This window comes from Streptomyces sp. NPDC048600 (genome assembly GCF_055587025.1).
This window is the reverse complement of record NZ_JBVJGZ010000051.1, coordinates 23,957-36,410: the sequence shown is the minus strand read 5'-3', so window position 1 is coordinate 36,410 and position 12,454 is coordinate 23,957. Positions and strand designations below refer to the sequence as shown.

Here is a 12,454-nt window from a genome sequence, read left to right as displayed (position 1 = left end):
CTGGCCCACTCCGTGGGCCAGTTGATCCGGCTGACGCCGGATCGGTTCCGTACCGGCCTGCTCCGCAGTCCGGTACGGGGTCTGACGCACGCTCCGCGCGCGTCAGGGGGCTGGCTGCGGGCGGGGGTCGGCCTGGTTGTCTGATGGTCTGTCATCCGGTGGGTCCTGCGGCTTCTTTCGGCCGGTCTTGCTGTTGTGTCACTTTGATCGACTGGATGTCTTCTGGGCTGGTCACGCGCCTGCGGCGCGGGATGTGTGACTCAGTGTTTGCGGACCGGTGGTGTCCGGTGGGAAATTCCTACTCCCCGCCATGACTTCATGTGGCAAAGGGTGGCGTGATTTATCGGCGTCGGTTCCGGCTCCATTTCCTTGCGGTGATATGGGCCATAGAATTCAGGTGTTCGGCGGAGCGGTAACTCCGGCGGACGGAAATCGAACCCCCAAGAAAAGAACGGAAGGGAATTCTCTGATGGCTCAGTTGAAGCCGGTTTCGCTTGACGTCCTCGATGAGGCCCGTGAGGAGGCCTACTTGATCGTGGCGCGTGTGATGGCGTCGCTGACTCCGGGCGAGCACGTGGTGCGGCTGTGGGTGGGGATGGACGGCATGAAGCCTCTGTCGGCCACGCTGGCCGTCACGGTCGAGGGTGAGGGCGGGCCCGAGGACCTGGTGGGCGTGGAGCCCAAGTACTTCGAGAACTTCGTGTTCCTGCTGGCCTGTGGGCTGGCGCAGACGCTGAGCTGGGGCTTGATGTTCCTGCGCTCCCCTGCCGGTGACAGGGACGGTGAGGCCCGCACGATCCGGGTCTGGGACCTGGGCTGGGGTGCGCTGACCGAGTGCGACGCGGAGCGCGGCGAGATGCTGCTCGGCCAGCAGGTGCAGGGCCGGTTCGTGGACGCGTTCGGCGTCCACTCCGAGGACGACGGAGACGAAGACGACGGCGAGGACGGCCAGGACGGGGAGGCGGTCTACCCGCCCGGGGCCTACACCGTCCGCTGACAGCCCCACGCGGGCCGGGACGGCTACCCGGCCCGCTCCCCCGCCCCCGTCCCGTCCAGGGGGCCAGGGCGGGGCGCCGGTCCGTCGATCACCCCAGCGCCCCGCCCGAGCGGCGCGGAGCGTCGCCACCATCTGAGGGGCCGCCCGCACAGCGGGCGGCCCCTCACCGCCTTTCACACATCGCGCAGCGATGCAAGCGCTACGCCCCTCCAAGGCGCGTAGCGCCTTCACCGCCCCCTTTTTTCCGCCGCGTAGCGGCGGCGCGACGCGTCTGCGGAGCAGACCGCGCGCAAAAAGAACAATGAAGCGGGAAACAGAAATGCAGAGGGGCGGGAATATCGCGGCTTCGCTGCGCCCGGAATTTCGGGGTGCTGGCGGGGAAACGGCGGATCCGGTGGGCCGGTAAACCCGCTCCGGAAAATTCCCCCGCCAGCGTGCCCCCAAGAAAGGAAGGCATCCCCCATCCTAGAGGACGCTGCGCAGGCACGGGAATGCCCGCTGCGCCCCACCGAACGACACGCAGCATGCGTCGGCTCCCGCCAACTGGCGAAGCGAGCGGCGAGCAGCGGCGGCCACCGCTGCGGGGGCGCGTCGAGTTGGATGTGCAGAGCCGGGGGTGCTGCGCCCCGAGGCCGCGCGGCGTCCTGAGGAGGCAGGGGTGTTGCAAAGTCGTGTGATCTTTTAGTTGGGCTGGTCAGGGGCGGGGGTCCGGTGACGGGTTCCTGGGCCGGGACGTGGGGCGGTGTGGTGCTACTGGCCGTTGTCGTCGAAGGCGGCGCTCAGGCTGTCGGCCACGGCTTGGACGCTCCGGCCTTCCATGTGGTGGCGGGGGATGAAGTAGACGAGTTCGCCGTCCTTGAAGAGGGCGATGGAGGGCGCATCGGAGAGTGGGACGTCGGTGAGGAAGGTGCGCATCTTCCTGGTGGCTTCGACGTCGTGGTCGGCGAAGACGGTGAGCAGGTGGTCGGGGCGCTTGGAGCCGTTGTCCAGGGCGAGGCGGACTGCCGGGCGGGCCGTGTCGGCCGAGAGGCCGTGCACGGAGTTGATGACGAGCAGGGCCAGGCCTTCTGGCCCGTTCGCCATTGCCTGCTCGACATCCTCGGCGCTCACCAGGTCGGTGAAGCCGATCTCGGTCAGCTCTTGCTTCATGTGCTTGACCAGCGTTGGTGAAAGCACCACCGAACACTCCTTACGCAGAGACACTGTGTAATTACTGACAGTATCGAAGTGTATGGGGGATTCTCGGGATCCGACCGACCGGCGGCAGGCCGACCACAGGCCCGCGAAGAATTCGAGGCCTGCCGGTCCGGGCACGTCGAGCGGGGCCCACCGCTGAGGCGGCAACCAGCAGCACCGCCACGAACGGGTGACGAACCCCTCGGCGCCGACGCGGATCGGGCAGCAGCCGCAGCCGTTCCACCAGCGGCAATCCCGCCACGTCGACCGGCGCGGGCGACCCGGTCAGGCAGACGGCGGCAGACTGGCGGCACATCGAAGCTCCGGTGGTTCAGGGCGACTTGGCAAGGTCACCCGGTTCAACCGGAGCTTCGTTGCGTTCGTGACGGTCGGGCCCGCACCCCCTCGCACCGCCGCGACCTGCGGACTCACGTGACCACCGGGACTTTGAAACGCCCCTCCTGAGGAGGTCCGGTCATCGTTTGATGCGTCCGCGGATGGCGAGGAGGCCGAGGGCGAGGAGGGTGGGCTCGAGGAGGCGGGAGGCCATCTCGATGTAGGTGCCGGCGGTGGTGAGGTTCTGGCCCGACGAGCGGAAGACCACCGAGTTGATCGCCACCCGGGTCGCCTTCTCCGCCCGGGCCCAGGTCATACGCTGCGGCCAACCCCCGTCCAGGGCCGGGCTGGGGGTAGTGGTGTGGAGGCTGATCCGGCTGCCGTTGAGTGTGCCGGTGGTGGCGGGGTCGGGATCGTGGGTGGGCAGGCCGACGCCCATCAGGAGCAGCACGGTCAGGGACATGGCCGTGAGGAGCCAGGTGAAGGCACGGGAAGCGCGCAGGCCGTAGCCGGACAGCAGCCAGTACCCCCACAACAGCCGCCGCTCGCTCTTCGGGGTGCCGGACCTGTCGTGGCGGCGCATCTCCATCTCGCCGTAGTAGAAATCGGCGGCCCCGGGTTCGTTCTTGCCGTCTTCGGAGGCTTTGCGCAGCTGCCGGTACAGCGCGGCGACGTCCTCGGGGCCGGGCGTGAGGGCGGGGTCGGGAGCGCGCGGGGGGTCGGGGTGGTGGTCGGGGTGGTGGGGTCCGGGGCGCCACCGCGCAGGTTCCCGTACCGGGCCGGCAGGGGGCTGGTCTTCGGTATGGGCGCGCCAGTGGTGTTCCTCGGCGAGAGTCTGCCGGCGGGTGAAACGGACGGGCCAGAGGCCGTTGCGGTGCCAGCCGGTGGGGGTGGGGGCGAGGGTCGTGCGGCCTTCGAGGCGTATCTGGTCCAGGTGGAAAGCTCCGGAGAACAGGCAGTCGGACAGGTCGGTGTCGGTCAGCATCAGATGGGCTGCGTCCACGCCCTGCACTGACACGATCCGCACCGCGTCGTCGCCGGAGAGCTCGCTCTCTTCTGTGGTGAAGGGGATGGGGTGGCCTATGACCGCAACGGGGGCGGTCAGGACGGCGTGGCTGAGGTCCACTTCCGCGTACCGCAGCCGCACGGTCGCCGTCGACTCCCACCGTGTGCGCTCGCACTCCACCCTCGGCGCCACGATCTCCACCGTCACCGGCAGCACGAACACCGCCCCCGACAACACCACCGGCCCCCAACTCACCAACGGTCCCAGCTCCGGCACACCCTCGAACCGCGCCCAGCCGAACCCGGCGCGGGCGGCGAACCGCGCCCGGTCGAACCTGGCAGTGCCGGCGAACCGCGTCCAGAAGAACCCGGCGTCACCGGCGAACTGCGCCCTCGCGAATTCGACGCCGCCGCAGAACTGCGCCCGGTCGAACCCGGCGGTTCCGGCGAACCGCGCCCCGACGAACTCGGCGTTGCTGGAGAATTGCGCATCGAGGAATCCGGCGTAGCTGGAGAACTGCGCCCCATCGAACCGGGCGTGGCTGGAGAACCGCGCCCCTTCGAACCAGACGGCGCCGGAGAAGTGCGCCCCGCCGAACCCGGCGTCACCGGAGAAGTGTGCCCCGTGGAACCGGGCGGTGCCGGAGAACTGCGCCTCGTCGAACCGGGCGGTGCCGATGTCAGGGGCGCCGGTTGCGGGGTCACGCAAGGCGTTCAGGAGAGCGTCCAGCAGCAGCTCGGTGAGAGGTGTGCCCCGGTGGTCGATGGCGGCCCCCGGGCTCAAGGTGGCGAGGTAGGCGGCGCGGTCGGCGTCGGCGAGGTGGGCCAGGCATGCGGTATGGCCGGGGACGTGGACGCCGCGGCAGCCAGCCGAGCCGGTGGCCGGGCCCGCACCGCCCGCACCGTGCCCGCAGTACGGCCAGAGGGGCGCTGAGAGTGTGCTCATGGTGCAGCAGCTCCACAGGAAAGGTGTCGGGTGCCGGTATGGACGCCCCAGGAGACCGGGCCGGTTCAGGGAGCCAGCCAGGACAGACATCCCGTCGCCTGCTCGGCATCGAAATAGCCGTCCCCCTGTCGCCGGCCGGCGGCCCGGGCGCGCCAGCCCCGCCAACGCGCACCAGGGAGCAGTCCGCCCCGATCCCCCGGCGGCACACACCCGCCCTCCCTTCCTTCTCTCCTTCCCTTGTTGTGAGGCGGGGCGCAGGGGTGTGCAGAGGAGGATGCCAGGGCAGCAGACCACGCATTTCCGGCGGTTGACCAGCGAGAACGCGCGGGGCCCCGCCGAGCGCGGGACAGGACAGGCCGGCCCCCATCGCCCGCAGCGCTCCCCACGTCCCGCCCGCCCTCCCTTCCCACCCTTCTTCTTCCGGGCGAGACGGTCGTGGGGTGCTCTGAGGGGGATGTCGGCCGCCCCGACGACGGTGAAAGCGTGTGGTGACCTGCGGAAACGCCGTCAGACGCCGCAGGGGGACGGACAGTTGTGGTCAGGGTTGTCGGAGGGATTGTCGGCGGGGTTGTGAGAGGTGTCATCGCACCACTCCCACGAGGAAACCTGCACAGTCACTCATCTGATCGACCGTCGCCACGCGCATGAGCGCGCCCCCGTCCTTCGACGTGGCGGACTTCCCCGTGCCGCACGGCCGCGAGGAGGAGTGGCGGTTCACCCCGCTGGAGCGGCTGCGCGGCCTGCACGACGGCACCGCTCCGACGGGCTTTCAGATATTCCGGCCGCATTGCGGGTTCTCAGTTCCGTGACGGTTCTCGGTGAAGGCGTCGACACCGTCAACTGTGACGCCGAAACAGCCACTCTCGCGTGGTGCGTTTTCATCTCAATCCACCCGCCGGTGTGAGGCGGACTGAGGCGTATGGGCCCCTCGTCACAGTGCTCCTGGCGATACATCACGTCCTGACCAGGCACAGCCTCATTACACCCCAACCCCCAGCCCACACCCACAACCAGCAGTGAAACCCAACGACGCCACACCACTGAAAAACCCAAGACGCCCATCACAGCGACCAGGCGAAGCCAGCCGCTGTCGACGTCCGCGAGGACGACGTCTCCATGGGTCACGAGGCGACCGTCTCCAAGGTCGCCGTGGACCAGCTCTTCTACCTGATGAGCAGCGGCCTTGTCCGAGGACGAGGCCATGGAAGGCGCGGTCGGCTAAGACCCCGCTCCCGGTCCAGCAGCAGTCGGCCCGCACCGGTAGCGGGCCGAGCATCGCAACGTAGGAAAGAGAGCAGACCGACAGCCCCTCCTTCGCCGAGCGCAACGTCAACGAAGGCTTCTCCGGCGGTGAGAAGAAGCGCCACAAAGATCCTCCAGCTGGAGCTGCTCAGGCCGAAGATCGCGATCCTCGACGAGACCGACTCCGGCCTCGACGTCGACGCCCTGCGCGTCGTCCCCGAGGGCGTCAACCGCGTCCGCGAGACAGGCGAGGTCGGCACCCTGCTGATCACGCACTACACGCGCATCCTGCGCTACATCAAGCCCGACCACGTCCACGTGTTCGCCAGCGGCATCGACGCCTCCCAGTCCGCCCCGCACATGCAGGTGTTCGCGATCCACGACATCTGCTCGCACGCGAACGTCTCCCTGTCCGAGGGCGAGGTGGAGGACTGCCAGATCGAGTGCCGGCTGCACGGCTCCAGCTTCACCCTCCGCACCGGCAAGCCGTCCGGCCTGCCCGCGACGCGACGCGGAAACGGACGAGGAGGCCACCGAACGGAGCCCCGCCAGACCACAAGAGCCATCCACACCGCACGCGAACCCACCGCGCGCCCGAAACCCCCAGGGGGAGACCATGTCCGTCCTCGCCGTACTCGTCCTGCTCGTCGCGCTGCTCCTGGCCCTCGCCGGCCTCGCCCTCGCCACAGGCCTCGGCTACCTCGCCCACCGCCACCCAGCCCTCGCCCAGCCCATCGGCATCGCCCTCACCGCACTCGGCATCTTCACCGCCATCGTCATCGGCATCCTCCAGGCCCTGACCCCATGACCCCCGGACAGCCCACCGGACCATCAGCCCCGGCGCCGGAGCACACCTCACACCAGCGGACCGCACCTACGGGTACCCCCGCCACGCACGGCACACAGCGCTGCAACCGTAGGTCTGCGTGCCTGGTCTTCATCCGCATGACAGCCAACCGACGGCCGCCGCAATCTGTCCCGCAGGAGCGGGAGTTACGACTGTGGAAGGTCGGCCGCGCCCTCACGGTCACCTTCACCGCCGCAGTCCTGGCAGCGGGCAGCGTCTTCTACACCCTGGTCGTCCTGCTGGACATCCAGGAGATCGACAGCACCGCCAAGCTCGACGCGAAGACCCTTTTCGACCTGGTGAAGCTCTCTTTCGGGGTGGTTGCCGGTGCCGGTGCGCTCGTCGCCCTGGTGGTCGCCTACCGCCGTCAGCGCGTGGATGAGGCCGGCGCCCACCGCGACGCGACCCGCCTGCACACCGAACGCTTCACCACGGCCGTCTCCCAGCTCGGCGACGACTCCCCCGCCGTCCGCCTCGGCGGCGTCCACGCCCTCGCCGGCCTCGCCGACGACGCCCCCGACAACAGCCTCGGCCAGACCTGCATCGACGTTCTGTGCGCCTACCTCCAGCTCCCCTTCACCCCCGACCCCGGCGATGATCCAGCCCACCAGGAGGAACACCACCGCTACCTGGCCCTGCGCAAGGTCCGCCACACCATCCTGCGCCTCATCGGCGACCACTACCGACTCCCCCAGGGCACCTACCGCTCCTGGCAGGGCCACGACCTCGACCTCACCGGCGTCACCATCGACGGCAACCTGGACTTCCATGGCGCGATGTTCTCCGGCGCCAGGGTGGACTTCGGCGGCGCGGCGTTCTCCGGCGGCACGGTGAACTTCGGCCGCGCGGCGTTCTCCGACAGCACGGTGAACTTCTACGACGCAACATTCTCCGGCGGCACGGTGTACTTCGGCGGGGCGAATGGTCCAGCTCCCGCGGGGCTTCTCGTTGCCTTCGGCATTTCTGTTCCTGCGACGGTCACCCTGCCCCAGGCGTGGCTTCCCCCCAGTCCGTAGCCATGTGAGCCGACCCCGCCGTACGACCGCGCGAGGCATCGCCGAGCGCGAGACAGAAGAGAGGCGCCCCGATCCCCCGACGGCACGCACCCGCCCGCCCCGCCCTCCCCTTCCCCTTCCTTTCTCTGGTCTGGCGAGCGCAGGGGGTGTGCAGAGGGGGATGTCGGCCACCCCGACCACAGCCAAAGCGCGTGGTGACCTGCGGATACACCGTCAAGTGCCGCAGGCGGGCGGACGGTTGTGGTCGGGGTTGTGGTCGGGGGTTATGAGAGGTGTTATCGCATCGTTGCTGTGGTGAGGCCTCCATGGTCGGACTCATGGTCGGGGGTACCTGATCCGCTCGTCCCTACCGCGGCACCGCGACAGGCGGTGCCGCACCGGACGGGAAGGGCACACCTATGCCGAACGTGGACGCGGGCGCAGGAGACTGGCTGGCGCTGGCGGTGCTGGCGCAGTACCGGATGGCGACGACCGAGCAGATGCACCGGTTGATCGCGCCGGGTGTGCGGGTGGAGCAGACACGGAGGCGGCTGGCCAAACTGCGGGAGGAGGGCCTGGCGGAGCGGATCACGCTGCCGCAGGCGGGGCGGACGAGGGTGTGGTTCGCGACGCGGTACGGGGTGCGGGTGGCGGCGGAGTTTGCGGAGATGCGGGGCTGGCGGCCGCCCCGCGGCTCGGGTGACCGGACTGCCGCCCGGTTCAAGGCCGGCCACGCGCTGACCGTGACCGAGACCGCGCTCGCCTTCCACCACGACGCCCGCCGCCGCGGCGACACCTTCCGGCCCCTGGACTGGATACCGGAGGTCTACCACCCCACCGGCAACGGCGAGGCGGTCATCCCCGATGCACTGATGTACTACTGGGCCCACGACCGCCGCGAGGACGGCGGCTTCACCATGCTCCGCGCGTTCGTCGAAGTCGACCGGGCCACCATGGGCCCCGAACGCCTCGCCGCAAAACTCGACGCCTACCACCGCTATCTTCAGTACACGCCCGCCCCTGCCGGGCGGCGCCGCACCGCCGGCGACGGGTTACCGCAGGAGGAATGGCGGCGCCGCTACCCCGTCTTCCCACGCCTGCTGTTCATCCTCGACGGCACCGGCCCGGCAGGGATCGCGAACCGCATCGCCGCCCTCCACGCCTCCCGCAACCTCCCCGCAGCACACCTCCTGCACCAGATCCCGGTCATGGCCGCCTCCATGACCGACCTCCGCCAGCACGGACCCACCGCACCCATCTGGCGGCCCATACTCGAACCCGACCGCAAACAAGCCTGGATGTAGACCGCGCGGCCGGCAGGGCCGGGGGCGGCCCATCTACCCGTACGTGACGATGTCCGAGTCCGCAGACCGCGGGAGTGCGCACGTGCGCCGGGTGTGGTCGGGTAGCACCGTAGTTGGCCAATCTGAGGAGCATGGTTGGCCGCTTGATCGCTCTGTGCCCTTCTCGCTCTTGCAGGGGCCCGTCCGTCGGCTCCCGGCAGCGCATGCCGCCCCGCCTCGCGGGAAGAGCACGCCACGGCCGGCTCGGATCAGCGGCCTCGGCAAGGGCGCCGTCAGGTCAGTGCTTGGGTGCCGATGGCGCCGAGCAGGGCGAACTGGTCGGCTGTGGTGGTTGCCGGTGGTGCAGAGCAGATGGCGATGCGCAGGTCGTTGCCGGGGATGGTGAGGGTGTCGCAGTCGACGGTGACGGGGCCGAGGTCGGGGTGGTGGACGGTTTTGCTGTCGGTGGTGTGGAACCCGACCGTGTGGGAGTCCCACAGTTCGTCGAAGCGGTCGCTGGTGCTGCGGAGGCTGCTGATCAGCGCTGTGAGGTGAGTGTCTTCGGGGTATCGGGCGGCGGAGGAGCGCAGGTCGGAGACGAGGGCTGTTTCGAACCGGGTCTGCTGGTCGGGGGTGTGGGTGACGCGGGTGGGCTGGTGGGTGAAGTGCCGCCAGGCGATGTTGCGGTCCTTGCCGCGCCAGGGCGAGGGGTCGCCCATGAGCGCGGCCCACAGCGGGTTCCAGGAGATGAGGTTCCAGGCGGCGTCGTGGACGCTGAGCGGGCTGCCGTTCAGCTGGCCCAGGAGGCGCTGGACGCTGGGCGGGACGTGGGGGGAGACCTGGCCGGTGGTGGGCGGTGCCTGGCCGGCGAGGAGGTAGAGGTGGTCGCGCTCGGTCTCGGTCAGGCACAGGGCCCGGGCGAGGGAGGCCAGGACCTGCGGGGAGGGTGAGGTGGCGCGACCCCGCTCCAGGCGGACGACGTAGTCGACGGAGAGCCCGGCAAGCTGCGCAAGCTCTTCGCGGCGCAGCCCGGGGGCGCGGCGCACCCCGCCGAGGGGCAGGCCCAGGTCCTTGGGGCTGGTGCGGTCACGCCAGTGGCGCAGGGCCTGGCCGAGGGCTACGGGATCGTCGTTCACCGCTCCATTGTCCGCCGGTCCTGCGCGAACAGCCTGGTACTGGCCGACCCCCCGCTGAGGAGAGCTCTCCCTGTCTCTTCCGGCGGCGTGCAGGCTGAATGCCATGACAACAGTCACCGTGATCACCGGGGCCAACAAGGGCCTCGGATTCGAAACGGCCCGCCGCCTCATCCAGGCGGGCCACACCGTCTACACCGGCGCCCGCGACGCCCACCGCGGCGAGCAGGCCGCCAAGGCCCTCGGGGCCCGCCCGCTGCTGATCGACATCACCGACGACCTCTCCGTTGCCGCAGCCGCCGACCAGGTGCGCGCCGAGGCGGGCCGGGTGGACGTCCTGGTCAACAACGCCGGTGCCGCCGGTCCGGCCGCTCCGGCCGGTGAGCTGACCGCCGCCGACCTGCAGCAGGTCTTCGACACCAACGTCTTCGGCTCGGTACGCACCACGCGTGCCTTCCTGCCCCTGCTCCAGGAGGCGGACCGGCCCGCGATCGTGAACGTCTCCAGCGCGCTGGGCTCGCTGACGATCAACGCCGACCCAGCCGCCCACACAGAGCTGCTGCCCGCGTGGGCGCCGCTGCTGGCCTACAACTCCTCCAAGGCCGCTCTGAACATGCTGACCGCCGTCTACGCGCAGGTGTTCCCTCAGATCAGCGTGGTTTGCGTCGACCCCGGGTTCACGGCGACCGACCTCAACGGCCACCAGGGCACCCGGAGCGTCGAGGAGGGCGCAGCGGTGATCGTCGCAGCCGCTCTCGCCGGCCCCGGCGCGCCGAGTCCCGCCTTCGTCGGCGCCACCGGCCCCGTGCCCTGGTAACCCCTGCGGCCTCCTCCCCCCAGAGGCCGCAGCCCGCGGCCGTACCTCACCACCACAAAAGGATGATCATGAACAGTGTTCACCGGAAGACCCTCGAGACCGCCCAGGCGTTCGTCACCGCGTTCGAGAACCGCGACCCCGCCACCGTCGCGTCCCTGCTGTCGCAGGATGCGACCTTCGTCATCCCGCTGTCGATCGCGGGCACCCCGGAGCCCTGGTACGTCTTCGACAGCCCCGCCGCCGTGCTCGCCTACATCGAGTCGGTCGCGGCGAAGTTCGACCACGTCGGCTTCCTGAACAAGGTCTGGACGGTCAGCGAGGACGCCCGCTCGGTGTTCCTGCAGGCCAACGGCGACATCCTGTCCAGCGCCGAGCAGCTCGTCTACAACAACGTCTACATCTTCCGCATCGACGTCGCCGACGGTTGCATCGTCAAGGTGTGGGAGTACGCCAACCCGGTCGCCTACGCCAACCTGGGCATCGCCGACTCCGAGGCCGAAGCCGCCGCCCAGGCCCGGTGATCCACGGATCAGCTCCCCCGGGACAATGCCCTCTCTCTTTCGCTGGACGAGCGGCCGGGACTGGCCGACTACCCGCTCACTGCCCGGCGGATGCTCGGGGGACTCCGACTCCGTCCCTGGCCGGCATCTGGCCGAGGAGGTGGACGGCTCGTGGCCGTGTCGGCACTCCGCGCGCTGTTCCCGTCCGGTAGGCGTCGGTGAGCTTCTCCGTCGCCGTGAGGATCTGGTCGTCGTTCTGGGCGGCCAGAGCGAGGACGAACCGCACGTAATCACCGATGCCGGTCCCCTGGGGGTGCTGGTGCGTGAAGACTTGCAGGCGCGGTGTCAAGGCGGGCAGGGTGCGGTCCGTCGGAAAGACCACGGCAAGTCCGGCGAGGGCGAGGCGAACCGCTGGGCATTCTTCCGACCAGCGGGCCAGCTGGAACGTGATCCTGGCCCGTGCTGCCGACCCGGGCCTCGCTGCCGGGATCGGATGCTGCGGGGTGGCCGGCCAGGCCTCGGCGAGACGGCGCTCGGCGACAGTGGCAGCCCTGAACAGCAGGTCGACGGCTTGGAACCGGTGCCGGGCGGGAATGCGGTCGTTGACTGCGAGGGCCGTGACCAGAGCGAGGCCGTCGGCGATGGCCGGCCGGCAGTGTCCTGGTGGAGAATCTCGCTGCAGAAGTCGCCGGGGAAGCTCCCGTCGTCCCGGCAAGGGCCTGCCCCGGCGCCGAACGCTCGCCCAACACCCTGGCCGGGCCTACCAGTGCTCCGCCCGGGCGGTCCCGTGGCCGCCAGGATGGCGCAAAGTCCGGGGGGCTCACGCCACCGCCGGGCGCCTCAGACCAACAAGTTGAAGTCGTGGCCGAGGCTCTGACGCAGCACGAGCGTCTGGAGGCCTCCGAGGCTGCTTTTTCGTGTCAAGCCGCTTGAGAATGCTCTTCCACGTCCGGCTGGCTCCTTCGTTCGAGGATCTTGAAGAGCTGGCGGCAGATGTCGCGCTTAAGGCAACACTGCGCGTCGCGGGGGCTCTTGCCCGCCGGTAGCGTGCTCCTTGCACGCACACGCTGAAGCGGGGGGGGTGCGGGGGGGGGGGGGGGGGGGGGGGGGGGGGGGGGGGAGGGGGGGGAGAGGGGGGGGGGGGGGGGGGGGGGGGGGGGGGGGGGGGGGGGGGGGT

Annotated in this window: 11 protein-coding genes and 3 pseudogenes; 10 read left to right on the top strand and 4 right to left on the bottom strand. The window is 70.0% G+C overall.

Translation table 11 applies throughout. From position 1 onward, the window contains the following. Nucleotides 1-469: 469 nt before the first annotated feature. Nucleotides 470-997: a hypothetical protein gene (locus tag ACZ6SQ_RS37220; RefSeq protein WP_469570274.1), complete on the top strand. Its 528-nt coding sequence runs from the start codon at nt 470-472 to the stop codon at nt 995-997. A 750-nt stretch (nt 998-1,747) separates the two neighbouring features. On the opposite strand, the gene ACZ6SQ_RS37215 is transcribed toward ACZ6SQ_RS37220, so the two are convergent. Beyond that, nucleotides 1,748-2,176 carry a BrxA/BrxB family bacilliredoxin gene (locus ACZ6SQ_RS37215; RefSeq protein WP_469570272.1) on the bottom strand — a complete coding sequence of 143 codons (429 nt, stop codon included), beginning with the start codon at nt 2,174-2,176 and terminating at the stop codon, nt 1,748-1,750. 472 nt (nt 2,177-2,648) lie between these two features. Next, complete coding sequence (locus ACZ6SQ_RS37210; RefSeq protein ID WP_469570270.1) at nt 2,649-4,460, bottom strand: pentapeptide repeat-containing protein; 1,812 nt, start codon at nt 4,458-4,460, stop codon at nt 2,649-2,651. Between the two features lie 644 nt (nt 4,461-5,104). Here ACZ6SQ_RS37210 and ACZ6SQ_RS37205 point away from each other — a divergent pair. From ACZ6SQ_RS37205 to ACZ6SQ_RS37175, 7 genes and pseudogenes are all read left to right on the top strand, one after another. Continuing rightward, complete coding sequence (locus ACZ6SQ_RS37205; protein WP_469570279.1) at nt 5,105-5,269, top strand: hypothetical protein; 165 nt, start codon at nt 5,105-5,107, stop codon at nt 5,267-5,269. Nucleotides 5,270-5,561: 292 nt separating this feature from the next. Then, a pseudogene (locus ACZ6SQ_RS37200) lies at nt 5,562-5,633 on the top strand (SufD family Fe-S cluster assembly protein); the annotation flags it as partial. Nucleotides 5,634-5,767: 134 nt separating this feature from the next. Continuing rightward, nucleotides 5,768-6,065 (top strand): annotated as a pseudogene (gene sufC / locus ACZ6SQ_RS37195) (Fe-S cluster assembly ATPase SufC); the annotation flags it as partial. Then, nucleotides 6,066-6,212: pseudogene (locus tag ACZ6SQ_RS37190) on the top strand (Rieske 2Fe-2S domain-containing protein); the annotation flags it as partial. A gap of 106 nt (nt 6,213-6,318) precedes the next feature. Beyond that, a complete protein-coding gene (locus tag ACZ6SQ_RS37185; RefSeq protein WP_469570278.1) occupies nt 6,319-6,510 on the top strand; it encodes a hypothetical protein in 192 nt (63 codons plus the stop codon). A 137-nt stretch (nt 6,511-6,647) separates the two neighbouring features. Next, nucleotides 6,648-7,565 (top strand): pentapeptide repeat-containing protein, encoded by a 918-nt coding sequence (locus ACZ6SQ_RS37180; protein ID WP_469570276.1) that lies wholly within the window; start codon nt 6,648-6,650, stop codon nt 7,563-7,565. A gap of 398 nt (nt 7,566-7,963) precedes the next feature. Continuing rightward, a complete protein-coding gene (locus ACZ6SQ_RS37175) occupies nt 7,964-8,848 on the top strand; it encodes a replication-relaxation family protein (protein WP_469570267.1) in 885 nt (294 codons plus the stop codon). Between the two features lie 272 nt (nt 8,849-9,120). On the opposite strand, the gene ACZ6SQ_RS37170 is transcribed toward ACZ6SQ_RS37175, so the two are convergent. Next, nucleotides 9,121-9,963, bottom strand: a complete 843-nt coding sequence (locus tag ACZ6SQ_RS37170; protein ID WP_469570265.1) for a helix-turn-helix transcriptional regulator — start codon at nt 9,961-9,963, stop codon at nt 9,121-9,123. 103 nt (nt 9,964-10,066) lie between these two features. Here ACZ6SQ_RS37170 and ACZ6SQ_RS37165 point away from each other — a divergent pair, with 103 nt between their 5' ends. Together ACZ6SQ_RS37165 and ACZ6SQ_RS37160 are read left to right on the top strand one after the other, a co-directional pair. After that, nucleotides 10,067-10,777: an SDR family NAD(P)-dependent oxidoreductase gene (locus tag ACZ6SQ_RS37165; protein ID WP_469570263.1), complete on the top strand. Its 711-nt coding sequence runs from the start codon at nt 10,067-10,069 to the stop codon at nt 10,775-10,777. A gap of 68 nt (nt 10,778-10,845) precedes the next feature. Further along, the gene (locus ACZ6SQ_RS37160) at nt 10,846-11,298 is read left to right on the top strand and encodes a nuclear transport factor 2 family protein (protein ID WP_469570261.1); all 453 of its coding nucleotides are present in this window, start codon (nt 10,846-10,848) and stop codon (nt 11,296-11,298) included. Between the two features lie 76 nt (nt 11,299-11,374). Here the strand turns inward: ACZ6SQ_RS37160 and ACZ6SQ_RS37155 are convergent, their stop codons facing one another. Then, a complete protein-coding gene (locus ACZ6SQ_RS37155) occupies nt 11,375-11,626 on the bottom strand; it encodes a hypothetical protein (protein ID WP_469570259.1) in 252 nt (83 codons plus the stop codon). Between the last annotated feature and the right edge of the window lie 828 nt (nt 11,627-12,454).

Excerpts from the sequence above, each read along its gene's own strand:
- ACZ6SQ_RS37205 (WP_469570279.1), top strand. The coding sequence starts at position 5,105 with ATGAGCGCGCCCCCGTCCTTCGACGTGGCGGACTTCCCCGTGCCGCAC.
- ACZ6SQ_RS37165 (WP_469570263.1), top strand. The coding sequence starts at position 10,067 with ATGACAACAGTCACCGTGATCACCGGGGCCAACAAGGGCCTCGGATTC.
- ACZ6SQ_RS37180 (WP_469570276.1), top strand. The coding sequence starts at position 6,648 with ATGACAGCCAACCGACGGCCGCCGCAATCTGTCCCGCAGGAGCGGGAG.
- ACZ6SQ_RS37175 (WP_469570267.1), top strand. The coding sequence starts at position 7,964 with ATGCCGAACGTGGACGCGGGCGCAGGAGACTGGCTGGCGCTGGCGGTG.
- ACZ6SQ_RS37220 (WP_469570274.1), top strand. The coding sequence starts at position 470 with ATGGCTCAGTTGAAGCCGGTTTCGCTTGACGTCCTCGATGAGGCCCGT.
- ACZ6SQ_RS37185 (WP_469570278.1), top strand. The coding sequence starts at position 6,319 with ATGTCCGTCCTCGCCGTACTCGTCCTGCTCGTCGCGCTGCTCCTGGCC.
- ACZ6SQ_RS37210 (WP_469570270.1), bottom strand. The coding sequence starts at position 4,460 with ATGAGCACACTCTCAGCGCCCCTCTGGCCGTACTGCGGGCACGGTGCG.
- ACZ6SQ_RS37160 (WP_469570261.1), top strand. The coding sequence starts at position 10,846 with ATGAACAGTGTTCACCGGAAGACCCTCGAGACCGCCCAGGCGTTCGTC.